The sequence below is a fragment of the Vreelandella maris genome (assembly GCF_013371085.1).
Classification (GTDB): Bacteria; Pseudomonadota; Gammaproteobacteria; order Pseudomonadales; family Halomonadaceae; genus Vreelandella; species Vreelandella maris.
The window spans coordinates 100,210-123,875 of the sequence record NZ_JABWCV010000004.1; the positions used below are offsets into that span (position 1 = coordinate 100,210).

The 23,666-nt window shown below is 56.8% G+C and carries 24 protein-coding genes; 13 read left to right on the forward strand and 11 right to left on the reverse strand.

Annotated features, from left to right (window positions below; genetic code table 11):
• Nucleotides 1–17 precede the first annotated feature (17 nt).
• Nucleotides 18–974, forward strand: coding sequence for an acetyl-CoA carboxylase carboxyl transferase subunit alpha (accA, locus tag HUO07_RS04375; RefSeq protein ID WP_176302532.1), 957 nt, complete (start codon nucleotides 18–20; stop codon nucleotides 972–974).
• The gene (gene tilS, locus HUO07_RS04380; protein WP_176302533.1) at nucleotides 955–2,295 is read left to right on the forward strand and encodes a tRNA lysidine(34) synthetase TilS; all 1,341 of its coding nucleotides are present in this window, start codon (nucleotides 955–957) and stop codon (nucleotides 2,293–2,295) included. The genes accA and tilS overlap by 20 nt, the downstream gene beginning before the upstream one ends.
• On the opposite strand, the gene ppx is transcribed toward tilS, so the two are convergent.
• A complete protein-coding gene (gene ppx, locus HUO07_RS04385) occupies nucleotides 2,258–3,811 on the reverse strand; it encodes an exopolyphosphatase (RefSeq protein ID WP_176302534.1) in 1,554 nt (517 codons plus the stop codon). The two genes, tilS and ppx, sit on opposite strands and share 38 nt — an antisense overlap.
• Before the next feature lie 549 nt (nucleotides 3,812–4,360).
• Between ppx and rho the strand changes: the two genes are divergently transcribed.
• The 9 genes from rho to HUO07_RS04420 all read left to right on the forward strand — a co-directional run bounded on the left by rho (nucleotide 4,361) and on the right by HUO07_RS04420 (nucleotide 11,171).
• Nucleotides 4,361–5,620, forward strand: coding sequence for a transcription termination factor Rho (gene rho / locus HUO07_RS04390; protein ID WP_176302535.1), 1,260 nt, complete (start codon nucleotides 4,361–4,363; stop codon nucleotides 5,618–5,620).
• Between the two features lie 57 nt (nucleotides 5,621–5,677).
• Nucleotides 5,678–7,168 (forward strand): 4-hydroxy-3-polyprenylbenzoate decarboxylase, encoded by a 1,491-nt coding sequence (ubiD, locus tag HUO07_RS04395; protein ID WP_176302536.1) that lies wholly within the window; start codon nucleotides 5,678–5,680, stop codon nucleotides 7,166–7,168.
• A gap of 61 nt (nucleotides 7,169–7,229) precedes the next feature.
• Entirely contained in the window at nucleotides 7,230–7,970 is a 741-nt protein-coding gene (locus HUO07_RS04400; protein WP_176302537.1) for an NAD(P)H-flavin reductase, read from the forward strand.
• 59 nt (nucleotides 7,971–8,029) lie between these two features.
• The gene (locus tag HUO07_RS22015) at nucleotides 8,030–8,158 is read left to right on the forward strand and encodes a hypothetical protein (protein WP_008959857.1); all 129 of its coding nucleotides are present in this window, start codon (nucleotides 8,030–8,032) and stop codon (nucleotides 8,156–8,158) included.
• A 108-nt stretch (nucleotides 8,159–8,266) separates the two neighbouring features.
• Nucleotides 8,267–8,398, forward strand: a complete 132-nt coding sequence (locus HUO07_RS22020) for a hypothetical protein (RefSeq protein WP_269801109.1) — start codon at nucleotides 8,267–8,269, stop codon at nucleotides 8,396–8,398.
• A gap of 147 nt (nucleotides 8,399–8,545) precedes the next feature.
• Nucleotides 8,546–8,716, forward strand: a complete 171-nt coding sequence (locus HUO07_RS04405; protein WP_176302538.1) for a hypothetical protein — start codon at nucleotides 8,546–8,548, stop codon at nucleotides 8,714–8,716.
• 2 nt (nucleotides 8,717–8,718) lie between these two features.
• Entirely contained in the window at nucleotides 8,719–9,804 is a 1,086-nt protein-coding gene (locus HUO07_RS04410; protein ID WP_176302539.1) for a 3-deoxy-7-phosphoheptulonate synthase, read from the forward strand.
• A 77-nt stretch (nucleotides 9,805–9,881) separates the two neighbouring features.
• Complete coding sequence (locus HUO07_RS04415) at nucleotides 9,882–10,394, forward strand: DUF3087 family protein (RefSeq protein ID WP_176302540.1); 513 nt, start codon at nucleotides 9,882–9,884, stop codon at nucleotides 10,392–10,394.
• Nucleotides 10,395–10,439: 45 nt separating this feature from the next.
• On the forward strand, nucleotides 10,440–11,171 hold the full coding sequence (locus tag HUO07_RS04420; RefSeq protein ID WP_176302541.1) for an MliC family protein: 732 nt from the start codon (nucleotides 10,440–10,442) through the stop codon (nucleotides 11,169–11,171).
• Nucleotides 11,172–11,215: 44 nt separating this feature from the next.
• Here the strand turns inward: HUO07_RS04420 and HUO07_RS04425 are convergent, their stop codons facing one another.
• On the reverse strand, nucleotides 11,216–12,286 hold the full coding sequence (locus tag HUO07_RS04425; RefSeq protein WP_176302542.1) for a metal-dependent hydrolase: 1,071 nt from the start codon (nucleotides 12,284–12,286) through the stop codon (nucleotides 11,216–11,218).
• 127 nt (nucleotides 12,287–12,413) lie between these two features.
• On the opposite strand from HUO07_RS04425, the gene gloA reads away from it, so the two are divergent.
• Entirely contained in the window at nucleotides 12,414–12,854 is a 441-nt protein-coding gene (gene gloA / locus HUO07_RS04430; RefSeq protein WP_101147392.1) for a lactoylglutathione lyase, read from the forward strand.
• A gap of 37 nt (nucleotides 12,855–12,891) precedes the next feature.
• Entirely contained in the window at nucleotides 12,892–13,350 is a 459-nt protein-coding gene (locus tag HUO07_RS04435) for an META domain-containing protein (RefSeq protein WP_101147391.1), read from the forward strand.
• Between the two features lie 152 nt (nucleotides 13,351–13,502).
• On the opposite strand, the gene HUO07_RS04440 is transcribed toward HUO07_RS04435, so the two are convergent.
• From HUO07_RS04440 to HUO07_RS04480, 9 genes are all read right to left on the reverse strand, one after another.
• Nucleotides 13,503–14,636 (reverse strand): FAD-dependent oxidoreductase, encoded by a 1,134-nt coding sequence (locus HUO07_RS04440; RefSeq protein WP_176302543.1) that lies wholly within the window; start codon nucleotides 14,634–14,636, stop codon nucleotides 13,503–13,505.
• Nucleotides 14,633–16,777 carry an FAD-dependent oxidoreductase gene (locus tag HUO07_RS04445; protein WP_176302544.1) on the reverse strand — a complete coding sequence of 715 codons (2,145 nt, stop codon included), beginning with the start codon at nucleotides 16,775–16,777 and terminating at the stop codon, nucleotides 14,633–14,635. Before HUO07_RS04445 ends, HUO07_RS04440 begins: the two co-directional genes overlap by 4 nt.
• A 68-nt stretch (nucleotides 16,778–16,845) precedes the next feature.
• Complete coding sequence (locus tag HUO07_RS04450; protein WP_176302545.1) at nucleotides 16,846–17,472, reverse strand: TIGR04282 family arsenosugar biosynthesis glycosyltransferase; 627 nt, start codon at nucleotides 17,470–17,472, stop codon at nucleotides 16,846–16,848.
• Nucleotides 17,462–18,175: a TIGR04283 family arsenosugar biosynthesis glycosyltransferase gene (locus HUO07_RS04455; RefSeq protein WP_246286461.1), complete on the reverse strand. Its 714-nt coding sequence runs from the start codon at nucleotides 18,173–18,175 to the stop codon at nucleotides 17,462–17,464. The genes HUO07_RS04450 and HUO07_RS04455 overlap by 11 nt, the downstream gene beginning before the upstream one ends.
• The gene (locus HUO07_RS04460; RefSeq protein ID WP_176302547.1) at nucleotides 18,162–18,797 is read right to left on the reverse strand and encodes an ATP-binding cassette domain-containing protein; all 636 of its coding nucleotides are present in this window, start codon (nucleotides 18,795–18,797) and stop codon (nucleotides 18,162–18,164) included. Before HUO07_RS04460 ends, HUO07_RS04455 begins: the two co-directional genes overlap by 14 nt.
• A 12-nt stretch (nucleotides 18,798–18,809) precedes the next feature.
• Entirely contained in the window at nucleotides 18,810–20,483 is a 1,674-nt protein-coding gene (locus HUO07_RS04465; protein WP_176302548.1) for an ABC transporter permease, read from the reverse strand.
• Between the two features lie 3 nt (nucleotides 20,484–20,486).
• On the reverse strand, nucleotides 20,487–21,731 hold the full coding sequence (locus tag HUO07_RS04470) for an ABC transporter substrate-binding protein (RefSeq protein WP_176302549.1): 1,245 nt from the start codon (nucleotides 21,729–21,731) through the stop codon (nucleotides 20,487–20,489).
• Nucleotides 21,732–21,773: 42 nt separating this feature from the next.
• Nucleotides 21,774–22,817 carry an aminoglycoside phosphotransferase family protein gene (locus HUO07_RS04475; RefSeq protein WP_176302550.1) on the reverse strand — a complete coding sequence of 348 codons (1,044 nt, stop codon included), beginning with the start codon at nucleotides 22,815–22,817 and terminating at the stop codon, nucleotides 21,774–21,776.
• A 262-nt stretch (nucleotides 22,818–23,079) separates the two neighbouring features.
• On the reverse strand, nucleotides 23,080–23,454 hold the full coding sequence (locus HUO07_RS04480) for an SPW repeat domain-containing protein (protein WP_176302551.1): 375 nt from the start codon (nucleotides 23,452–23,454) through the stop codon (nucleotides 23,080–23,082).
• Nucleotides 23,455–23,666 lie beyond the last annotated feature (212 nt).

Consider the following 23,666-nt stretch of genomic DNA (forward strand, 5'->3'; position numbering starts at 1 on the left):
TTTTACAGGCAGCGCCGATGAATCCTAATTATCTCGATTTTGAACAGCCGATTGCCGAACTACAGGCAAAAATTGAAGAGCTGCGTCTAGTCAGTTCCGATAGCCAAGTGAACCTTTCCGACGAGATCTCTCGGCTGGAAGAGAAAAGCCGTAAGCTGACGGAATCGATCTTCAAGGATTTGACTCCCTGGCAGGTTTCGCAACTATCTCGTCACCCCCAGCGCCCTTATACGCTGGACTATCTCGAACATATCTTCACCGACTTTGACGAGCTGCACGGTGATCGCAACTTCGCCGATGATGCCGCGCTGGTGGGTGGCATTGCGCGGTTGAATGATGCACCAGTGATGGTGATTGGTCATCAAAAAGGTCGCGATGTAAAAGAGAAAGTGCGCCGCAACTTTGGTATGCCGCGCCCAGAAGGATACCGCAAAGCGTGCCGTCTGATGGAAATGGCCGAGCGCTTCAAAATGCCGATTCTGACCTTTATCGATACCCCCGGCGCCTATCCCGGCATCGACGCCGAAGAGCGCGGCCAGTCCGAGGCTATTGCCTACAATCTGGCCGTTATGTCGCGGTTGAAAACGCCGATTATCTCCACGGTGGTGGGCGAGGGCGGCTCCGGCGGCGCGCTGGCCATTGGCGTTTGCGATGAACTGCAAATGCTGCAGTACTCTACCTACTCGGTGATCTCGCCAGAAGGCTGCGCCTCGATTCTATGGAAAAGTGCCACCAAGGCTTCTGACGCTGCCCAGGCCATGGGAATCACAGCCGAGCGCCTAAAAGAGCTGGGCTTTGTCGATTCGTTGATCAAAGAGCCGCTCGGTGGGTCTCACCGTCATCCGCTTACCACTGCCGAGCGCGTCAAAGAGGCGCTCACGGCGAGTCTGGAGCGTTTGCAGGCAATGGATACGGACGCGCTACTAGAGCGCCGCTATAAGCGCTTGATGAGCTATGGCGCCTCAGCCGCTTAATACGCTTGAAGGCCTGCTCAACGACGCCCTGGCGGAAACCCCGCCGGGGCGCTCTATTTGGGTGGCACTCTCAGGCGGTTTGGACTCCTGTTTGCTGCTCGCGTTAGCCGCACAGGTCTGTGAGCAAGCAGAACGCCCCCTGCGAGCCATTCATGTCAATCATGGCCTGCAAGCGGCAGCATCGACATTTGAAGCCCACTGTCGGGCGCTTTGTGAGTGTGCCAACGTTCCCCTCACAGTCGCCGAGGTGGTAGTGGATACGCAAGGCGAGGGTATTGAAGGAGCGGCGCGCAATGCCCGTTATGAGGCTTTCTTCGCCACTCTTCCCGCCGGTGACACGCTTTGGCTCGCCCAGCATCAGGACGATCAGGCGGAAACCTTCCTGCTTGCTGCCCTGCGCGGCAGTGGCGTACGCGGCCTGGCGGGTATGCCTTATCGGCGTGATGCCCACGCTATTACGCTGCTGCGCCCGTGGCTTACGGTAGGGCGGGCCGCGCTTGAGAAAGCCGCGCAGTCACTTGATCTCTGCTGGTGCGAAGACCCTACCAACAGGGATATCAGCCTTGATCGCAACCGCCTGCGCCACCGGGTGCTGCCGACGCTTCGCGAACGTTGGCCAGCGGCAGATGAGGCCTTGGCGAGTAGCGCCCAACATGCCAGCGAAGCCGACACCTTGCTGAGTGAGTATGCCCAGCAAGAGCTGCAAGCGTTACTTACCATTGATGACCAATGCGTCGATAATCAATACTTGGACGCCGCAGCGCTAAGCGCGCGTTCGCGCCCCCGTCAGCGGCTTTTGGTGCGTACGCTTTGCCAGCAGCAAGGGTTGCCGACGCCGCCGCAAAAGCGCCTAGAGAGCCTGCTGGATCAATTAACAGCGAAGGTGGATGCCCAGGTATGCGTCGAGTGGCAGGGCGCTCAGGCGCGCCTGTGGCGTCAACGGCTCTATCTGATGGCGCCTCTTGAGCCGCTACCGGCGTGGGAGGTTAGTTGGGATGGTGAAACGCCCCTGGAAACACCCATCGGGCCGCTGGGCTGGCAAGTATCTTCGTTACCAACGCCATCCCAAGCGTCGTCTCAACTGCTCAGGGTCACTTGGCGACAGGGAGGCGAGGTCATTCAACTGCCAACGCGGGGTAGGCGCGATGTAAAGCGACTTCTTCAGGAGGCAGAGGTACCGCCCTGGGAGCGCGGACGGCTGGTGGTGATCATGCAGGCATCAGCGTGTATCGGAGTGATTGCTCCCCCTGGCAAGCTGCTATGGCAAGCCGAGGGGGCGCGCTTCATCCGTCAGACTTTCCCTGCTGTATCAAAAGCTTGAAAGCGGCGGCTTCCATAAACGCCTGCTCCTGCTCCAAGTCGGTACTCAGCAGGGTGGGTTCATCACTGGCAGGCAGCGTGATGGTCAGGCTATCGCTGTCAGCGCTTATCTCCGGCAGCGAGGGAGCGGTTTCAGGGCGCGAATGATTAAGCAGTACGGCTAAACGTAGCAGCCGGGCGAGCTTCTGCGTCACTTCCTGTTGCGCGTCGGGCAAAGCCTGCCACTCTTTAAGCGGAAATTTGCGTCGATGCGCGCGCACCAGAAACGCCAACCGCCGCTGTTCAGGACGGGAGAAGCCAGCGAGATCGGAGTGCTCCAGCAGGTACGCACCGTGGCGATGAAATTGGCTGTGGGAAATCGCCAAGCCGATTTCATGCACATGGCTAGCCCACTGCAAATAGCGCGCTTGATCGGGGTTGAGCGACCACGCGTGGCGTACCTGATGGAATAAGCGCTCAGCGGTGTTGGCGACATTAAGCCCCTGGCGCGTATCGACATCGTAGGTGCGCTGCAGCGACTCCAGGCTTTTCGAGCGCGAGTCTTCTGCGGTATTACGCCCGGCCATATCGTAGAGCACGCCTTCACGCAGAGCGCCGTCGGCGAAGCGCATTTGGGTTAAATCGAAGGCTTCAAAAATGGCCCCGAGAATGGCAATCCCCGCCGGGAAAACCTTGGCGCGGTCGGCTTTGAGTCCGTCCAGCTCGACTTTTTCCAGCTGTTTGCACTTGAGCAGACGCTCGCGCAGTTTCTTTAAGCCGCCGCGGGTAATAACGCCTTCATGGGGCGTATCGCCGTAAGCGTAAAGTACGCTGGCGGCGGCCTTGATTGTGCCGCTGGAGCCGACTGGGTCATCCCAGCCCAGGCGCTGATAGGGGCGCTGAATATTGGCAAGCTCCGAAAGGGCCGCCAGCTCGGCGCGGCGCATGCGCTTTTCGTTTAACTCACCGTCGGGGAAGAAGCGCCGTGAAAAAGTGACGCAGCCCATTCGTAGGCTTTCCAGCGCCTTAGGCTCAAACGCCTCGCCGATGATGAATTCGGTCGAGCCGCCGCCAATGTCGACGATTAATCGACGGCCACTTTCGGCCAGGGCGTGGGCGGCACCCAAATAAATCAGCCGAGCCTCTTCGCGCCCAGCAATAATTTCGATGGCGTGACCTAATTGGGCCTCAGCGCGTTCGATAAATGCTTGGCTATTATGCGCATCGCGTAACGCGTTAGTGCCCACGATGCGCAAATTGGCGTTGGTAATATCGCTTAAAAAGGGCGCGAAGCGGCCTAAGCAGTCTAGCGCGCGCTGCATAGCCGCCTCGCTCAGCATGCCGTCATCGTCTAAGCCTGCGGCGAGCTGCACTTTTTCACCCAAGCGGGCCACCACCTGGAGGCGTTCATGCTGGTAGTTGGCCACCAGTAGGTGAAAGCTGTTGGAGCCCAGGTCAATGGCGGCGAATCGCTGCGGCGCGCCGCTGTTTGCCTCAGCGGCAGAGGCGTCAATGGGGAGCAAAATGTCCTTGGGCATGAGCTTTCCTTCGTGTTGGCTGTGCCAAGGTTGCGGTGACCTTTATCTATTGTCAATTGCAAAGGCTTGCGTTTGTCGCGGGGCTTGACTACCATCGAGCTACTGGCTTGATCTGACCTGGTTAGTTAGTGTGTCCACAAGTACTTCGTTGTTAAGATCGTTTGGATAGACCGTTTAGATAGAAGGCTTAAATAGACAGTTTAGATAAATCATCTTGCATGCGTCGTTCAAGTACGGCACCTTGGTCGCCCCAGACGTTATTCATTGTTTATCCCGTTAGCGTCAGCCAGAATTCCAAGTCGTCAGATAGCCCACTGGTTCAACCACTCTTCCTGTGTGAACCAGAGTAGACAAGTGTTAGCACCCTCGAGTTGAGTCTTAATAACAACTAGCAGCAGCGTTGTTAGTTAAGTCCAACGCCGTTCCTTTCATCTTCGAGCGCGTGCCTTTACCGGGGTCTGAACGCATCACACGGCGTCACTTTCACGCCTCCTGTCTTACTCCCGGCGCCTGGCGCCCAGCTTCCATGAGCAACTTTCTAACACACCGATGAATCTCACTGAACTCAAGCAAAAAACCGTTCCCGAGCTCCTCGATATCGCCCATGAAATGGGTATTGATAACCTGGCCCGTTCGCGCAAGCAGGACATCATTTTCGCCATCCTCAAGAAACACGCCAAAAGTGGCGAGGATATTTACGGCGACGGTGTGCTGGAAATTCTTCAGGATGGCTTCGGCTTCCTGCGTAGCGCTGACAGCTCGTATCTCGCCGGTCCCGACGATATTTATATATCGCCTTCGCAGATCCGCCGTTTCAATCTGCGCAAGGGTGACTCCATTTCCGGCAAAATCCGTCCGCCGAAGGAGGGTGAGCGTTATTTCGCCCTGCTGAAGGTCAGTCAAATCAACTTTGACCGTCCGGAGAATGCCAAGCACAAGATTCTGTTTGAGAACTTGACGCCACTGTTCCCAGACGATCGCATGCGTATGGAGATCGGTAACGGCTCCACGGAAGACCTTACCGCGCGGATCATCGATCTAACCGCGCCGATTGGTAAAGGCCAACGTGGTTTGCTGGTATCGCCGCCGAAGGCGGGTAAAACGCTGATGTTGCAAAACATCGCGACCTCCATCACGCGCAACAACCCAGAGTGTCATTTGATCGTTCTGCTGATTGATGAACGCCCTGAGGAAGTGACCGAAATGTCGCGCACCGTGCGTGGCGAAGTAGTGGCATCGACCTTCGATGAGCCGCCAGCGCGTCACGTGCAAGTGGCCGAAATGGTTATCGAGAAAGCCAAGCGTTTGGTTGAGCACAAGAAAGACGTGGTCATCCTGCTCGACTCGATTACTCGTCTCGCGCGTGCCTACAACACCGTGGTACCCAGCTCCGGCAAAGTGCTCACCGGTGGTGTCGATGCCCACGCCCTTGAAAAGCCGAAACGTTTCTTTGGTGCGGCGCGTAATATCGAAGAGGGCGGCAGCCTGACGATTATCGCCACGGCGCTGGTCGACACCGGCTCCAAGATGGACGAAGTCATCTTCGAAGAGTTCAAGGGTACCGGTAACATGGAAGCCCACCTGGACCGCAAACTGGCCGAGCGTCGCGTATTCCCGGCGATCAATATTCGTCGCAGTGGCACCCGTCGTGAAGACCTGCTGGCCTCTGAGGATGAAATGCAGCGCATGTGGATTCTGCGCAAGCTGCTTAATCCGATGGAAGACACCGCCGCCACTGAATTCCTGATTGACCGTCTGAAAGATACCAAGACCAATCTTGAGTTCTTTGAAGCGATGAAGCGCCGCTAGTATTTAGTCAATAAGGGCGCCGCTGACGCGGCGCATTCGCCAGCCAGGGAGCGTGCCTTGAAGTACAAAGACTTGCGTGAGTTCATCGCGGCGCTTGAAGCGCAGGGTGAGCTCAAGCGTATTTCCGTCGAAGTCGATCCTTATCTGGAAATCACCGAAATTTGCGACCGCACGCTACGTGCCGGTGGCCCGGCGCTGCTGTTTGAAAACGTCAAAGGCCACGACATGCCGCTGCTCGGTAACTTGTTTGGCACCCCTAAACGGGTCGCGCTTGGCATGGGACAAGATTCGGTAGAAGCGCTAAGAGAAGTGGGTAAGCTGTTGGCTTTCCTCAAGGAGCCTGATCCGCCCAAGGGCTTGAAAGATGCCTGGGACAAGCTGCCGATCTTCAAGCAAGTGCTCAGTATGGGCCCCAAAAACGTCAAGCATGCGCCGGTACAAGAAGTGGTGTATGAAGACGACGAGGTCGATCTTGGCCTGCTGCCGATTCAGCACTGCTGGCCAGGCGATGCAGGGCCGCTGGTTACCTGGCCGCTGGTGATTACCAAAGGGCCGAACAAGAAGCGCCAAAATCTAGGAATTTACCGACAGCAAAAGATTGGCAAGAACCGGCTGATTATGCGTTGGCTATCCCATCGTGGCGGCGCCTTGGATTTTCTGGAGTTCCAAAAAAGCCATCCTGGCGAGCCTTTCCCGGTCGCGGTGGCGCTGGGTGCCGACCCGGCGACGATTTTGGGCGCCGTAACCCCCGTGCCGGACTCGCTTTCAGAATACGCCTTTGCGGGCCTGCTGCGTGGTTCACGCACCGAGCTTGTAAAGTGCGGTCATGCGGATCTTGATGTGCCTGCATCGAGCGAGATTATCCTCGAAGGCTTTATCTATCCGGACGACATGGCGGCGGAAGGCCCCTTTGGTGACCACACTGGTTATTACAATGAGGTCGATCACTTCCCGGTATTTACCGTCACGCGCATGACCATGCGCCGTGATGCGATTTACCACTCGACCTACACCGGGCGCCCGCCGGACGAGCCGGCCATTCTGGGCGTGGCCCTGAACGAAGTGTTTGTGCCCATTCTGTGCAAGCAGTTTCCCGAAATTGTCGACTTCTACCTGCCGCCGGAAGGCTGCTCTTATCGTATGGCGGTCGTGACGATGAAGAAGCAGTACCCCGGACACGCCAAGCGCGTCATGATGGGTGTCTGGAGTTTCCTCCGCCAGTTTATGTACACCAAGTTTGTGATCGTGCTGGATGACGATGTGGATGCGCGTAACTGGGAAGACGTGATCTGGGCGATCACCACGCGGATGGACCCCGCACGGGACACCGTCATGGTCGAGAATACGCCGATCGATTACCTCGATTTCGCCTCGCCGGTCTCAGGCCTTGGCTCGAAAATGGGGCTTGATGCCACCAACAAGTGGCCGGGAGAGACCGATCGCGAATGGGGCACCCCTATTGTGATGGACGAAGCGGTTAAAGCGCGGGTAGATGAACGCTGGGAAGCACTGGGCATTGGCCTGGCGTTACCGCCCTCTCGCCTTTGATAGACTGAAGACAGCCGTTGATCATGCGTATCGCTGACCGAATTTGTTAAAAGAGGCTTTCATGAGTGCAAGGACGTTGACTTGCCAAGTCACCGAGGTTGAGAACTTAAACCCCGATGTGTTTGGCGTAACGCTAGCCGGGCGCGCCGAAGCCATGCAGCATGCGCCGGGGCAATATTTAGAACTGAAGATAGACGACACAACCTGGGTACCGTTTTCGATTGCCAGCGCTGAACGGGGCGATGGCATCATTGAACTACATATCCAACACTGGCCAGAACGGGATAACTCCGCGCGGTTACGTGAGCTGCTTCAGGTGGCCAACCAGCTTACCTTGCGTTTGCCGTGTGGGGATTGCGTGTTGGATCGTCAGAGCGAGCGGCCATTAATGCTGATAGCCGCTGGCACCGGTTTCTCGCAGATGAAAGCGATTATTGAAGCAGTACTCCACGAGCAGCCAGAGCGTGAAATTTCGCTATGGTGGGCAGCGCGTGAACATCGCGACCTGTACTTGGAGCAATTGGCGAGTTCGTGGGCGCAAACCCATGCTAACGTCTCGTTTCATGCAGTGACCGAGCTTCCGTTAGAAGAGCCGATGGCAGTGGGCGAGCGGATCAACCACCACCAGGGGCGTGTTGACCAAGTCTTGAAAGACGCAGAGATAACGCCGGACACCCATGATGTATATATCTCGGGTTCACCCGGCATGGTATATGCCTGCTTGGATGTGCTCGAGACGAAAGGCGTGAAGCTTGAGCGAGTGTTTTCGGATGTGTTTGCCTACGCCCCTCGAACTACTTAATATGACCGCAGGTTTTTTAAGACTCCCCTGATATAGCGTTGATAAAAAAGGAGGCTAACATGGCCCATCACGACGAAGACTATAAAGACGAATCTGGCTTTTTATCCATTTTTCTCGGCATAGTGGTATTGGTTAGCATGGCAGCACTGCCCGCGACGATTGGCTGGGTACAAGCTTTTAGCGGTTGAGTGTTGCCATTTGCAACGCTTGCAGGCAGGATAAAAACCACAACATCATTGCGGCAGCCTTAGCGGACGATTCTTTCGGGCGAGCCATTACTAACGGAAACTAGAGACATGCAGCGACTCACCACGCCACACACGATGAAACCACTGCCAGACATGGCTGATGGCGTGTGCGTGCTCATGGGTAGCGCAGGCTCTTATTGGTATTGGTTTAGCCACGGTGTGCCCTTGGCCGACGCCTAACGTCGCGCCACCAGGCACACCACTCGGTTGCCTGCCGCAAGCACAGAAGCCCCGGTCGGTAACCCCGCCGGGGCTTTTGGCGTTTTTAGTCCCTGCTACTAACGGGTTTGGTTAACTTTCATCACTATTTTATCAAGGAGCAGCATCATGATTTATCGTGGACTGACTAACGCGTTCGCTACCGGCTATGTGGGCTATGGCTATGGCTATGGCTATGGTTGGCGATTTAGCGACGCGCGGTCGGTGCTAGCTGCCACCTCCGACCGCGTGCGCCTGGGTGGTCACCTAGTCAAACGATGTAAGATTGCGGAGAATTAATCATGAATGCGCCCATCAGCTCTGTTGTAAATAAACCAGCCGTCAATACTGCCCAGGTCACTTCGCAGCTTACGCCTACCACCTCTAAAAGGCTGCCTACCCCCGCCGAACTGCGTCAGCGTATCTCGTTAAGCGACCCGCTAAGTGAGCAAATTGCCCGCCAGCGTCACGCTGTACAGCAAATCTTAAGCGGTCACGATGACCGTCTACTCGTGGTGGTCGGCCCCTGCTCAGTGCACGACCCTGATGCCGCGCTTGAGTACGCCGACCGCCTGGCAGCGCTCAGTGAAGAAGTGAGCGAGCAGATATTACCCGTGATGCGTGTCTACATTGAAAAACCCCGCACCACCGTGGGTTGGAAAGGGCTGGCCTACGATCCTGATTTAGATGGCAGTGGCGATATGCCCCGCGGCCTGGCGCTCTCCCGTGAACTGATGCACGCCGTGGCGGCGCGTGGCCTGCCGGTGGCCACCGAGCTTCTGCAGCCGATGCTGGCACCTTATCTGGACGATTTGCTGAGCTGGGTCGCGATTGGTGCACGCACCACTGAATCGCAACTGCACCGGGAGCTGGCTAGTGATTTAGCCGCGGCGGTGGGGTTCAAGAATGCTACCAGTGGCGACGTTCAAGTCGCGATTGATGCCATGAGTGCGGCGGCCCACCCGCACCAGCGTTTTGCCGTCGATCCTCAAGGCCATCCGATCGTCCAGCAAACCATTGGCAACCCACACACCCACGTAGTACTGCGCGGTGGTCACGGTGAACCCAACTACCCGACTCAGCACGTACGAGCTGCTTCCACCGCACTACGTAACGCGGGCCAAAACCCACGGCTGATGGTGGATTGCAGCCACGCTAACGCACGTAAGGATCACCGTCGCCAGAGCGAAGTGATGCTGGATGTACTCGCCCAGCGCCAGTCGGGGGAAGCCAATCTGGTGGCATTGATGTTGGAAAGCCATTTATTCGAAGGCAAGCAGCCGCTCAAGCCAGGTGCTATGCGCTACGGTGTTTCGGTGACCGACGCCTGCGTGGGCTGGGAGACTACCGAGCACTTACTTAAAACAGCCGCGGAGCGTTTGAGTTAAGTCTCGCTAACACTAGTACTTGTTTGCCATGGCCAGCCCCGTATCATAAGAAACTTATTTTGATGATGAGGCTGGCCATGGTATTTGCCCTAGAAGATCACGACCCTGAGACCTACCGCCGTAAAGCCCGCATGATCAGTTTTGCCATGGCAGGGCAACTGATTATTTTTGGCCTGCTGTTCTCCATGCTGCTCACGACCACCTTTGGCAGCAGTCTTTGGCTCAACGCCCTTGGCGTACTACTTGGGTTACTGGCCACCAGTGCACTTTTTGCCGTGCTGCGTGAGCGCCCGTGGATGAAGGAAGTACGCTATGTTTGGCAGCTCAAACATCACTTGTCGCAAGTCAGCGGCTACCTTTCCCAGCTGCGTAAAGCAGTGGAAGAGAATAATCGCACAGCCTTGGACCTGCTCACCTTCTATCACCAGGGCATGGCGCAGTTGGCAGAGCTTAACGGGCGTACCACCGACGACGATTCGGAGCGGCTGGCTGAAAAAATGCAGGTGAAGATCAAACGCGAAGAGCTGGGGTTGCCCCCGAAGGTGGAGAGTATCGATACCCATGACCTGCAGGCGTTCAAGCGCGGATAAACACTATAGACAGCAAGAGCACTAGACACAAAGGGAGCGCGGTGTATGAAGAGGTTAAAAGCATGGGGTGGAGCCATTGCCGCAGCAGGCATGACGGTCGTCATTGGCGGCTGTGCAGCGACGCCTTCCGCCGAAACGACGACAGCCAATCAAGCCACACTGGATAATCGAGCCCCCTTTTTACCATCGTCACTTTTTCCTGGTTCGGCGCAGCGCTTTGATGCGTGGCACTGTAGCCCAGCGCGCCAGAATTTAATCACCGCTGTCGACGGCGAAACGCTGCGTCTTTGGTCGCTGCATGGCGCCTGGCGCTTGCCGCAAGCGGTGGTGGCCAGCGGTGCTCGCTATCAAGACGGCGAAATCAGCTTCTGGAATCGCGGTGAGCAGGCATTGGTCGAAACGCCTCGTGGTCAACTCAAGTGCGAGCTGGCCGCTAGCCGTGATGCCTCAACCCGGAAGGATCACCCCGGGATAATGTTCCGCGGGCAGGGTAATGAGCCCGGCTGGTCGGTTGCCTTGGCGAACGATACGCCAACACTGACGATGGAACTCAACTATGGGGAAGAGCGCGTTCAACAACCCTATATGATTAGCGTGATGGACAACGAAGCAGGCAGGGTCGTCATTGAAAACGCGGATATGGAACCTTTCTTCCGCGTTCGCATTGAAGCTGGCGCCTGCTTTGACGACATGAGCGGCAAGCCTTTCCCTGCCAGGGTCACGCTAACCTACGGTGGGGAGCAATATAGTGGCTGTGGCCAAGGCATTGCTCCCTAATGGGTTTAGCAGCTTGGTTGAGTAACTTGGTTGAGTAACTTGGTTTAGCAGCGATAGATAACCCGCTCGGCCCGCCACTCTTGCGCCACAAAGTCGCTGGCGCAGAGGGCCGAGGTGTTGCCAGCGGCGCGAGCGGCAAGCCGCGATAGCGTTGTCATATGAAGGCCGCGCGAACTTTCCACTTGTTCGCTCACTGCCAGCGGTACCCAGCGCTCCTCTTCTAACGTTGCCAGGGTGAAACTAAATGGATGAAACCCCGGAAAGCCGAGCCGTATATCGGTGGCAATAAGCGTCTCTTTACCGTCCAGCCAACGCTCTTCATAGCGCAGAAAAGGCCCTGCGAACCACGCCAAGCGCTGCCCTTGTAGGCTGGTCAAAAAAGGGGCTTCTAACGCTGCGTTACGAATCAGCGGTTCCAGGCGGGGCGGGCTATTACCGTCAAACACACTGTTCAAACTTTCATAATAACGATCCCCATCCATCACCGTGGCGCGCCATAGCACAATATTGAACGGGGTTGGCTGAATCAGCAGGGGAGCCTCTTGTAGCCCCTTCTCCGCCAGCACTGGGGCGATACGCTGTTCAATCATTACTTTCGCCCCAGCCGCCATGGTCAGATAAACACAGCTGATGACCAGCCCCCAAGTGCAGGCCTTTCTTACCCGCAAAGAGACCAAACCGAATCTCAGAGCGATTAGCAAGGCAAGGGTGTAAAGCGGGTCGATAATGAAAATGATTGGCCAGGCCGCAGGCGTTACATCAAGTGGCCACAACAGCTGGGTACCGTAGGTGGTGAGGGCATCAAGTAGCGGGTGCGTGACCAGAATAAGTGTATAAAAGCACCACCAGCGGGGCAGGCTAATCGCCTTGATGGGCGCAAAGCGTGCGCTCAGTAGTGCCAGCAGCGTGGCCAAGCCCGTCAGCACAAACAGTGAATGGCTAAAGCCGCGATGCTCGGTAACATTGGCCACGGCATCGCCGTAATCGATTACCACATCAAGGTCAGGCAGGGTGCCCAGCACGGCGCCAATGAGAATGGCTTTTCGGCCCAAGCGCCGGCCCAGCACGGCACCGCCAATGGCTGCGCCAAGCGCAGCTTGCGTGACTGAATCCACAGGTTTCTCCGACGGGTAAACCCAGCTAAGATAAACGTTATGGTTTAATTGTACAGCGTTGCGGCGTTTTATGTACGCTGTCACGTTTTTGTAAAGTATGGCTACGGTCGTTTTTTGAGGAGTCGATATGCAATACCTACATACCATGGTACGTGTGAGTGACCTAGATGCTTCGCTACGTTTTTACTGCGATCTGCTGGGCCTTAAAGAAGTCCGTCGTAAAGAAAACGAGAAGGGCCGCTTTACGCTGGTGTTCCTTGCCGCCTCCTTTGATGAAGCGCGCTCGGCGCGTCTCACCGCTCCTGAACTAGAGCTGACCTACAACTGGGATCCAGAAGAGTATTCGGGCGGTCGCAACTTCGGTCACTTGGCCTACCGTGTCGACGATATTTATGCGCTTTGCCAAAAGCTTCAAGACAACGGTGTGACCATCAATCGTCCGCCTCGCGATGGCCACATGGCGTTTGTAAAATCACCAGATGGTATCTCGGTTGAACTGCTGCAAAAAGGCGATGCACTCGAGCCGCAAGAACCCTGGGCGTCGATGGAAAATACCGGTAGCTGGTAGCTATTCCAGAAAGGCTAGCAAACAAGGACGATTCACCATGACCAAGAAAAGTTGGCGTTTATTGCCACTGCTCGCCTCCACTGTGCTCCTGTTAAGCGCCTGTAGCAGTGCGCCAGGGCCAAGCACATCGCCGCAAGGGTCGAGTGGTTCCTCGCTTTCCGGCGCCATTGTTGATCAGCGTTGGAACTTACTGTTGGTGGGCACCGATGAGCGGCTGTCGATGCCGGAAACGCCATTTTTCCAGATATCTCGTGATGGTAGCGTTAGTGGCCATGATGGCTGTAACCGCCTTACCGGTAAGGTGACGCTAGGGGAAAATCAGCGCATCGAGTTTAGCGAGTTGGCCACTACACGTATGGCATGCCCGCAAATGGATGATGCCAAACGCGTCACGGATATGATGGAAACCGCTTACCGTTACCTGATCGATCATGACCGCTTAGTCTTTTTTGGCCCGGATAGTCGGGTTTTAGGCGGCTGGCGCGAAGGCAATTAGATTCTACTGAAAACTATCTGCGCTCGACCATGCTGCGTTAAAAATTGACTCAAGGTACTCATTTACAACCTCGTAAATTCCGTCCTTTCGTCAATTTTTGCCTTGCCTGATCATCGCTCGATTAGTTTTTAGCTAGAATCTGATAGCAGTAATTAGTCCTCAAAAGGCGGATTGAAGCGGGCGATAAAGCGCGCATCAATCCGCTTTTTCCATTCCCATACCCACTTTCCTGATACTCCAAAGCTTCCTCGACTGGCAATCGCGTGACCGTCACCGGTGCCAATCAGGGCCAGGACGCGCTTGGGTGGCTGCCAATCAGCCAACGATTCACCGCAGCAGGCCCGGCGAAGATTGTCCGCCAAATGAGGACCCATGCGTACCGCGTATACGCCCGCATTGGGCAGCGGCGGGTCAAAAGCCGAACAATCCCCCGCGGCGAAGATAACCGGCTGGCCCACCACCTGCAGCGATTTTTCTACCTGAATAAAGCCTTGATCATTCAGCGGAAGCGCGGTCTCAGAAAGCCAGCGGTGGCCAACAGCGCCGGTGGCCCACAGCACGATATCGGCACGCATGAGTACGTTGCAGTGTGTTAATACGCCCCCGTCTACCAATGCCGCTCCACGTATCTGCTGGAACACGTTAATGCCCGCGCGTAACAAGGCGTGCCGCATTAACCAGCGTGGCAAGCGACCTGCCCCGGGCAGCAGCTCATTCGAGGCGCTAAGTAAATGTCCCTGCCAGTCAATATCGGGACGCTGGTGGCGCAACTGAGCCAATACGCTCATCAACGTTTCGCAGCTTGCGGCACCGCCACCAACGCTGACTACCCTTAAGTCGCCGCCAGGAGGAAGCGCGTTGACCGTTTCTTGCAGCGCCTGCCAGCGATAATGCAGCGAACTCAGTGGGCGCATGGCCAGCAGGTGGGGAAGCTGTTCGCCATGCTGCTCAGGGAGGGTCAGGGTAGAGCCAATATTGAACGAAGCAACGTCAAAATCGATGCACTCGCCATCTGCCAGCTCCACATAGCGTGATTGAAGGTTAATGGCTTTCGCCGGAGAGAGAATGAGACGCGCGTTGGCCCGCTGGCATAACGCCGCCACATCAATCTGCGTTTCACGTAGCGTGCATTCGCCCGCCAACCAGGCCGGTACACTGCCGGAGTAAGCCGCCAACGCACTATCGCTCACCACCGTAATCGCGATATTCGAGTCTGGCTGCTGGGCAAAGGCTTCGAGCACAAAGGCATGGGCATGGCCTGCACCGACCAATAACAGCTGCTTCATTTACCATCACCGCGCCGCCAAGTGAAATAGCGCTTCAATAGCCTCAGTACCCGTTCAGGCTTGTGAGCGTTTTTCCACACGCCTGCGGTGGCTTTGGCCGCCTCGCCAAGCGTCGGGTAGGGGTGGATGGTACCCAGCAGCTTGTTGAGCCCCAGCCCATGTTTCATGGCAATGGTGAATTCGCCCAGCCATTCGCCGGCGTTCTCGGCAACGATCGTCGCCCCCAGGATTTTATCCTTGCCGGGCACGGTGAGCACTTTGATAAAGCCTGCGGTAGCGCCTTCGGCAATGGCGCGGTCACTCTCATTCATGGCGTAGCGGGTGACTTCAAAGGCGATCCCTTTTGCTTTGGCCTCTTTCTCATTCAATCCCACCCGTGCCACTTCCGGCTGCACGTAGGTGACAGCCGGCATAAAGCGGTAATCTACGGCAAAACTCTTGAGCTCACCAAACAGCGCATTGACCGCAGCGTGCCACGCCTGATGGGCCGCCGCATGCGTCAGTTGGTAAGGCCCCGCTAAATCACCGCAGGCCCAAATATTAGGTAGGCGGGTTTGCAGACGCTCGTTAAGCTCTAACGTCCCCGCTTGGGTCGTCGTAATCCCCAACGCCTCCAGCCCCAAGCCCTCCACATTGGCTTGGCGGCCCGCACTCACCATTAAATAGTCAAAAGGAAGCAGCTTACGCTCGTCGTGATGCATGACCACCAGTTGATAGCCTGTCTCGTCGTTGAGAACCTCCAGCGCTTTGGCGTCGGTCATCACCTTGACACCTTCATCCGCCAAGGTCGTTTCGACCAGTTCGCCGACTTCCTGGTCCTCGCGGCCTAACAACTGAGGAAGTCCTTCGACCAGCGTCACTTGACTGCCCAGGCGGTTAAAACTTTGGCTTAGCTCGCAGCCAATGGCTCCACCACCGAGCACCACTAAACGTTTAGGCAGCTCCGTTAGTGACCAAAGGTTTTCAGAGGTCAAAACGGGCGCACTCTCAATTCCCGGCAGGGGCGGCACTCGAGGACGAGCGCCCGTGGCCAGAACGATATGGCGAGCGGTGAGGATTTGATCGCCCACCTGAATCTCCCATGGCGAGGTAAGCGTGGCGTGATCTTGGTACACCTCAACGCCTAGGCTGCGATAGCGCTCGACACTGTCGTGGGGTTCGATATCGCTAATCGCTTGGTGCACATGGCCCATCACCCTTGCAAAATCAACCTGGGGTTCGCCGGCAGTTACCCCGAAGCGTGAGGCGGTACGAATCTCATGAGCAGCGCGGGCAGCGCGTATTAACGCCTTGGAGGGCACGCAGCCGGTATTCAGGCAGTCGCCGCCCATCTTGTGTTTTTCCACCAGCGCTACTTTGGCTTTCACGGCGCTAGCGATGTAGCTAGTGACCAGCCCCGCCGAACCGCCGCCTATGACCACAATGTCGTAGTCAAAGCGGTCGGGCCGGGTAAAGCCTTTGTAGGCTTTGCGCTTCTGCACCAGCAGCACGATGCGCCGGGCAATCCAGGGGAAAACTGCTAGTAACGCAAAAGAGGCTAATAGCGTTGGCGAGACGATTCCCCCGAGGCTTTCCAAATCTCCCAATTGCCCGCCTGCGTTCACATAAACCGCTGTGCCTGGCAGCATCGCCAGTTGGCTCACCCAGTAGTAAGTAACGGTTTTAATCCGGGTTAGCCCCATGACTAGGTTGATCATAAAGAACGGGAACACCGGCACCAGGCGCAGCATGAACAGATAGAAAGCGCCGTCACGCTCTACGCCGCGATTAACGGCTTCAAACTGGCGCGGAAAGCGCTGCTCAATCGGGTGGCGAAACAGAAAGCGAGAGAGCAAAAAGGCCAAGGTCGCCCCTATTGCGCTGGCGAAGGAGATGATCAACAACCCCCAGCCCAGGCCAAACAGTGCGCCGCCCAGCAGTGTGAGTAGCGTGGCTCCCGGCAAAGAAAGGGCGGTCATCACGACGTAAACGGCAAAAAAGAGGCCAGCCACCTGCCACGGGTTTTGGTTAAACGCCGCTTGAAAGTCGCTTTGGTAAGCTTTTAAAGTCTCTAGCGTGAACCATTGGTGGGCGCCGCTAAGAAAAAACACGCTAATGGCAATGACCAGTAGCGCTGCAATAATCAAACGTTGTCGGGTCACGGTACGCTCCAGCGCCAGGGGGTAAACGAGTGAGTGATGTTAACTAAGTGATAAGAGTGTCAGTTTCCTTACACGGAATTAACTAACGCTTTCCAGCGTTGCCAGTCCTCGGGGCGGTCCACATCCCAGATGGTCGCTGGGTAAGCCGCATGGAGCCCCAACGCCTTTATGCGCTGCTGCGTGGTGGTTAGCACGCTTTGGGTGCCCCAGGGAATGTCTGTAAAGAGCGTTGGATAGTCTTGCTGGGTGCCAACCAAGCCGTAGCCGCCGTCTTCCGCGGGTAAAATGACCACATGGTAGCTGGCTAATTGTTGCGCGCAGGTGGTAATCAGCGCACTGGTAATACTGGGGCAGTCACTGCCCATCAGCATGGCTGGCCCCGGTGTACTGTTAAGGGCGTAGCGAACTCGCGCCCCTAAGTCGCCATCCGGCTGGGCATTTAACGTTAAGTCAAACTGCTCACGAAGCTCGATAAACAGCGGGTGTGCGTGATCAAGCGCCGTCCAAAGCGTGACTCGTTCTGCAGGTAGCGCTTGGCACGCAGTAGCGACGCAGTGGCGCAGCAGCTCGGTATGCGCCTTAGCGGCGCCCTCATTTCCCAGCAGTGGCGCTAGTCGCGTTTTGGCTTGCCCAGGCAGCGGTGCTTTTGCCAGCAGGTGCAGGTGCGGCGGCTCAGTGGGCCTCTCAGCGGGCATTGCGGTACTCCTTAGCGAGCTGGGTTGCGCTAACGCCGCGCCAGTAGCGATAGCGCAGCCGCCACATCAGGCGGATCGTTTTCCAAGCGCCGTATTGATCCCAGCGCCTGCCCGAGCTTATCACTTTCGCCGTCAGGCAGGCGGGTGGCGACACCCGTTTGAGCCGTTTGGATAGCTCAATATCCTCCATCAGCGGCTGCTCGGGAAAGCCACCGACGGCCTTGAACGTTCTTGCGCTCATAAAGATGCCCTGATCGCCGGTCGCAATGCCGGTAAGCCGTGAGCGCTTGTTCATCATCCAACTGACGACCGGGAGCCAGCCACTTCGGCCTGAGAGTTGAATATCAAAGCGCCCCCAGGCATGGGTTTTGATGGCATGGGGCTTCATAGCATGGGTGATCTGCTCAACAGCGCCCTCCGGCAACTGAGTATCCGCATGCAGAAACAGTAACGTTGAAGCGCTAGCGTGTTGCGCTCCCACGTTCATTTGCACGCCACGGCCGGGGGGGCTGCTGAGCACACGGTCAGCCAGCGGTTTGGCAACGCGAATACTGTCATCACCACTTTCGCCATCGACCACCAGTACTTCCACACCCTGGGCACGCAGCGATTGCAGTGCTGTTAAATGCTGAGCCAGTGTTAGCGCTTCATTCAGCACAGGCACCACGATGCTAAGACGCGGAGGTTTTTCAGCCGAGTTCAATAATCGGCCCTCCCGCGGCGTCGGCATCGGCGTGGTCGTGGGTGACCAGTAGTGCCGGCAGGCCAGCTTCCCGCAGTTGGCTAAACACCAGGGAGCGCATCTCTTGGCGCAGCGCTGTGTCCAGCTTGGAAAAAGGCTCGTCCAGCAGCACTGCTCGGGGCTTTGAAAGCAGCAGGCGCATTAACGCCACCCGCGCTTTTTGGCCGCCGGAAAGGGTGGCCGGATCACGCTCTGCAAAGCCTGCCAGCCCAATTTGTTCAAGCGCGTGGGTGACTTGGTGCTTATCATTGCTATGGCGAGGCAGCCCAAAACGTAAGTTGCCACCCACGCTTAGGTGCGGAAACAGCAGCGGATCTTGAAACAGTAGCCCTATGCCACGTTGCTCTGCAGGTAAGTTCAGTAAATTATGTTCGCCCAGCCATACGCCGCCACTGGCGCTAAACTCACGCTCAAGAAAACCGGCAATATACGCCAGCAGGGTCGATTTTCCCGACCCGGAAGGGCCCATTACCGTCAGCACTTCGCCAGGGGCAATCGTGGCGTCTACCGCCAATAGCTCGCGGCCTGCCAGGGCTATTTTTATCTGTTCCAGACGCAGTGTCGCGGGTGATAAAGCGGTCACAGTGGTTCTCTCTTAGCTAGCGTGTTCACGGTGTTGCGCGCCCAGCAAGCGGGGTAGCGTAAGGGCAAGCATAAAGCCAATTAATGGCAAACCCGCTTGCACGAGCGCCCACACGCCGATTAAGCGTCGGTTACTGCCCGCAGCCAGCGCAACGGCCTCCGTCGTTACCGTCGTGACACGCCCGGCCCCGAGTAGTTGAGTGGGCAAGTATTGGCCGATACTGATCGCTAAGCCCACTGCAAAGGCCGTTAACAGCGGGGCTAATAGTAGCGGTAAGCGCACGCGCCAAAATGCAGCGCTGCGTGACACGCCCAATGAACGTGCCACCTGCAGCCAGCGAGGATCCAGTTGGCGGTACGCCTCGGCTAACGAAAGATAGACATAAGGCAGTACAAACAGTAAGTGGCCCGCGATGACGAGGCCTAGCTGAGGACGAATACCAACGCTTTCAGCCGCGACAATCAGCCCAAAAAGAAAGGCAATTTGCGGTACCAGCAGCGGTAAGTAGAGCAGCCATAGAGAGCGTTTTGGCTGAAGGTGCTGGCGGTGCTCGTTCTCAAGCGTCGCGAGTACCAGCGCAGTCGCCAGCGTCGTGGAAATAAGCCCAACTAGCGCTGTCGTGAGCAGCGGTGACGCAAGCATGGAGCCACTGCGCTGCCAGTGATCGAGTGTCAGCATCTGCGGCAGTACTTCCGGAAACCGCCAAAAGCCAGCCACAGAGAACAGCCCCAAGCCGATCAGGGCAGCCAGTGCCATACTGCTTGAAATCAGTAATGCTGAGCGGCCAAACAGCCGCAGTGCGGTTTCGCCACGCTGGCGACTGCCATCGGTCAACCAGCCACGCGTAAGTGTGCGAATAAGTTGTTCCAGCAGCCACCAGCAGAGTAGCGCGGCGAGCGTAATGCCAAGTTGCAGCACCGCCGCCGCCGAAGCCATAAAACGGTGGCTAATATCGGGGTCGTTAAACCAGCCAAGAATCGACACGCTGAGCGTGGGGGGAAGCGTTGGTCCCAGAATCAGCGCCATATCGACGACCGACGTGGCATAGGCGATCACCGCATACACCGGCAGGCGAATCAGCGGATAAAGAGAGGGCAGTACGGTTTTTAGCCAAGCTATTGTAGGTGAGTAACCCAGCGACCGCGCTAGCATTAAGCGCTTCTCAGGCGCTAGCTGCGGTAGTGCTGCTAAGCTCATCAGCAGCAGAAACGGCACCTCTTTCAGCACCAGCCCGGCCATCAGAGAGAGCCCCAAAGGATCATTGACGATCAACGCATCCGGCGGACGCTCCCAGCCCGTTAGTGAGGGCGATATCAGCCGCGCCACGAGGCCTGAAGGGGCAATCAAAAAGGCAAAGCCAAACGCAATAGCGGCATGAGGGATAGCCAGCAGCGGCGAGACCAGCCGCCGAATACTACGATCTAACCAAGTGCCTCGACTGGCCGCTAAAAACAGCACTACCATCATTAGCGCGAGGGCGGTGCTCACTAACCCGCTGGCAAAGCTAATGGCTACTGATCGCTCTAGCCCCGGCTGGGCGAACAGCATTTGCCAGGGGGCTAAGCTAGCGGTATGGCCGCCTAGCGCAGGCAGGTAGCCAAATGCTGGCAGCAGAACCATCAGCAGCCCTGCGCCTACCGGTAGTACGAGCAGGGCAATGATGAGTGCCGGGGCCAGTCGCAGCATGGTCTAGTTAACGCCGTAACGCTCAAGCCATGCGTCTTGCAGGGCGGTCATCCAGCTGGGGTGCGGCTCGGGTAGCGTGTTTGAGAGCGCGTCCGCCGGAAGTTCTGAGGGGTGGCGCTCGCCCTGCTGAAACAGTGCCTGATCAGCGGCGTCCAACTGCGCGATATCCAGCACGCTGCGGTCGCCCCACATTGCCAGCGACTGCTTTTCGGCCTGGGCTTGCGGTGAAAGCAAGAAGTCGGCAAGCACCATGGCACCGGCTTTATGGGGCGAGTTGTAGGGAATGGCCACAAAGTGGACATTACCCAGCGTGCCGCCTGCCAGGACGTAGCTGCGCACGCTTTCCGGCAGTTCATACTCCATGACCGCCACGGCGGCATCGGTGGGGTAGAACGAAAAGGCCAAACTCAGCTCACCGTCGCTCATCAGTGTGCGCAGGTTGGGGCCGGAGTCGGGGAAAGTTCGCCCGCTGCGCCACAAGTGCGGGTGGAGTGCATCCAGATAAGCCCACAATGGTTCAGTCACGGCCTCAAAATCGCTCTCTGACACCGGCTGATAAAGCGCCTCATCTTGCTCAGTAAGCTCAATCAACGCCTGCTTTAAAAAAGTGCTGCCGGTGAAGTCAGGTATGCGCGGATAGCTAAACTGGCCGGGATTCTCTTCGGCCCAATCGAGTAGCGACGGCATATCCTGGGGAGGGGCTTCGGTTTGAGCGCTGTCGTAATAGAAGGTGATCTGGGCTTTACCCCATGGCGACTCATAGCCCTCGGTGGGTAGCGTAAAATCGGTGACAACCTCAGGGTTTTCGGCCGCGTTGGTGAGCGCAAAATGGGGCAGTGCCTCGGCGAAGGGGCCAAACAGCAGGTCGTTTTCGCGCATCGCGGCAAAGTTTTCGCCGTTGATCCAAATGAGGTCGATACTGCCATCGTCACTGTTACCCGCCTGTTTTTCCGCCAGCACCCTCGCCACCGCACTGCCGGTATCGTCCAGCTTTACGTGCTCAACCTCGATGCCGAACTGCGCCTGCATCTGCTCCGCTACCCACTCGATATAACGATTGGTGCGCGTGTCGCCACCCCAGGCATTCCAGTAGACGGTTTGGCCTTCGGCTTCTGCCACAACGTTTTGCCAATCACTAGGGTCAGGATTGGCCATGGCAGGCAGCGCAAGGGCTAGCATCGCGGTGGAAAGGGTAGTGGCGAGCGCTGTTGAGAACGTCCCACGCAGAGGATTAAGGTCAGTCGGCATCGCACACCTCATATTAGTAGGGAAAAACAGTAGGGCAAAACGTTATAGGGAGGCTTGCAAGCACTGAAGCTCGCTATGAACGTGGTCAATGATCGGCAGCGAGAGGTAGTGTTCAACGCGGTCGCGCACGTGGTCAATCACTGTGGGGTCGGTGAGTTCTGCCGACCAATCTTCACCGAGCTGCAGGGCATCCTTGGCGTTTAAGTGCTGGGCGCGCCATTTAGCACACCACGTCAGCGACCAAAGCCAGGTGGCCCGGCGGCAGGCGACCAGTGTGTCGGTATCTGGAGACACGTCCATGGTGGCTTGCCAGCGGCGGTAAAAATGAATCACGTCGCTTAGCGATAGCTCGGCTTGGCTGTTGATATCCCAGGTGGTCGAGGTGTAGAGCGAGGTGTGGGCCAGGTCGATCCCTGGAAGGCCGTAGCGGCACTTCTCTAAATCCACCAATACGGCGCGGCCATCATCACGGATCAAGAAGTTGCCGGGGTGCGTATCAAAGCTAATTAGCGTAGGGGTGGCATCGCTTAGGTGGGGTGGAAGGAGATCAAGCTCCTGCTTAATGCGTTGAGTCACTTTGCTCGAAAGCTGCGCATCCCCTAACCAGTTAGCCTGCTGGCGCACTTCATCGACCATCGCCTGCCACGGGTTTTCAGGGGCGAGCAGTGGCGCTCGTGCCGCGAGAGCGAGCAGTGGCTGACGGTGCAGGCTGGCAAGGGCATCTGCAATGGCGGGAAGGTCTTCCGGCAGGCTGGCCAGACGGCCGCGGATCGCCTCAACCAACAACCCGCCACGGGGCAACGATTCGTTTGGTGGCAGCGTGTCATAAAGCGTTGGCGTGTGCCCGCCAGGGCTAGAGCGGCGATAACAGGCGGCCTGGTAGGCAAGGTTCGCTTCCGGAGGCAGGTTCATCTGGCTCTGTTTCGGTAGCCGCGCCACCCAATCATCGCCATCGGTGCGATGCACCCAGACATGATCATGAGCTAGCCCAGTATCCGCCATTGGAGAAAGCTCGCGGTACGTAATCCCGGCCCGCTCAAGTTCGGTCGCCAGCGCTTCTAATTGCGCCACAGTTGGTGTCGGCATAGAGCAGTCCGTATTGTTGCTGAATCAGCGATGCCACGTCGTGGCTGTTCTTGTACCAACCTTACACGTTTCGTAAGAAAAAGTGATTAAGACTGATTAAAACAGAACAGACGGCGCTATAGATACCAGACAGGGAGCTCACATAGTGCCACATAACGCAAAGCGCCCACCTTATGATGCGGTGGGCGCGTAAGCTAAAGACCGTTATTCACTTGCCTATCCAAGGGCGATAGGGTCGCCGCTGGAAACAAAACAGCAATACTTAGCTTCGGTTCGTTGAAGCTACCACGTTTCGCGGTTGCTTTTCCGTAGTAAGACTGGCGCCAATCTCGATGATACCGAGAATCACATGCGGCAAATAGACCGTATCCGCGAAGCCAAACAGCCACGGAGAAACCAGCAACAGAACACCGCTGATCAGATCCATGGTGAGGTGGAGTGGCATGGGGATCATGTGCATAAGCCCAAGCTCATACTTGGTCATAATGGCTGACGCCAGCATGACCACACCCAAGATGATCGGCACCCACTGAGCAGCACCTCCCGTGGCGAAGCCGAGCAGGAAGGGAGCGACGATAAGCAGCAGGCCCATTAGATAATCGACCATCCCGTGTACCCGAGTTGAAATAAAGCGCATGGCTATCCTCCTTAATATGCCAAGTGGTTTAACTGCCGATTCAATGCAGCATTAACCGACATCACTATTAACATAGTAAAGGAGGTTCGGGTTTCCAGCGGTAAGCATGCTTTTTGGCAGGTAATTGCTTAATTAAAAAGGATTTATAACATTCGTTAATGGGCGGCACCGCTAAGTACCGCCCTTTTTAGCTGCAAGCTATAAAAGCGTTA

Coding starts and splice junctions, on each gene's coding strand:
- HUO07_RS04420 (WP_176302541.1), top strand. CDS start 10,440: ATGAAGAGGTTAAAAGCATGGGGTGGAGCCATTGCCGCAGCAGGCATG.
- HUO07_RS04480 (WP_176302551.1), bottom strand. CDS start 23,454: ATGCGCTTTATTTCAACTCGGGTACACGGGATGGTCGATTATCTAATG.
- HUO07_RS04470 (WP_176302549.1), bottom strand. CDS start 21,731: ATGCCGACTGACCTTAATCCTCTGCGTGGGACGTTCTCAACAGCGCTC.
- HUO07_RS04450 (WP_176302545.1), bottom strand. CDS start 17,472: ATGCCCGCTGAGAGGCCCACTGAGCCGCCGCACCTGCACCTGCTGGCA.
- HUO07_RS04410 (WP_176302539.1), top strand. CDS start 8,719: ATGAATGCGCCCATCAGCTCTGTTGTAAATAAACCAGCCGTCAATACT.
- HUO07_RS04415 (WP_176302540.1), top strand. CDS start 9,882: ATGGTATTTGCCCTAGAAGATCACGACCCTGAGACCTACCGCCGTAAA.
- HUO07_RS04405 (WP_176302538.1), top strand. CDS start 8,546: ATGATTTATCGTGGACTGACTAACGCGTTCGCTACCGGCTATGTGGGC.
- ppx (WP_176302534.1), bottom strand. CDS start 3,811: ATGCCCAAGGACATTTTGCTCCCCATTGACGCCTCTGCCGCTGAGGCA.
- HUO07_RS04465 (WP_176302548.1), bottom strand. CDS start 20,483: ATGCTGCGACTGGCCCCGGCACTCATCATTGCCCTGCTCGTACTACCG.
- accA (WP_176302532.1), top strand. CDS start 18: ATGAATCCTAATTATCTCGATTTTGAACAGCCGATTGCCGAACTACAG.
- HUO07_RS04435 (WP_101147391.1), top strand. CDS start 12,892: ATGACCAAGAAAAGTTGGCGTTTATTGCCACTGCTCGCCTCCACTGTG.
- tilS (WP_176302533.1), top strand. CDS start 955: ATGGCGCCTCAGCCGCTTAATACGCTTGAAGGCCTGCTCAACGACGCC.
- HUO07_RS04475 (WP_176302550.1), bottom strand. CDS start 22,817: ATGCCGACACCAACTGTGGCGCAATTAGAAGCGCTGGCGACCGAACTT.
- HUO07_RS22015 (WP_008959857.1), top strand. CDS start 8,030: ATGGCCCATCACGACGAAGACTATAAAGACGAATCTGGCTTTTTATCC.
- HUO07_RS04400 (WP_176302537.1), top strand. CDS start 7,230: ATGAGTGCAAGGACGTTGACTTGCCAAGTCACCGAGGTTGAGAACTTA.
- rho (WP_176302535.1), top strand. CDS start 4,361: ATGAATCTCACTGAACTCAAGCAAAAAACCGTTCCCGAGCTCCTCGAT.
- gloA (WP_101147392.1), top strand. CDS start 12,414: ATGCAATACCTACATACCATGGTACGTGTGAGTGACCTAGATGCTTCG.
- HUO07_RS22020 (WP_269801109.1), top strand. CDS start 8,267: ATGCAGCGACTCACCACGCCACACACGATGAAACCACTGCCAGACATG.
- HUO07_RS04440 (WP_176302543.1), bottom strand. CDS start 14,636: ATGAAGCAGCTGTTATTGGTCGGTGCAGGCCATGCCCATGCCTTTGTG.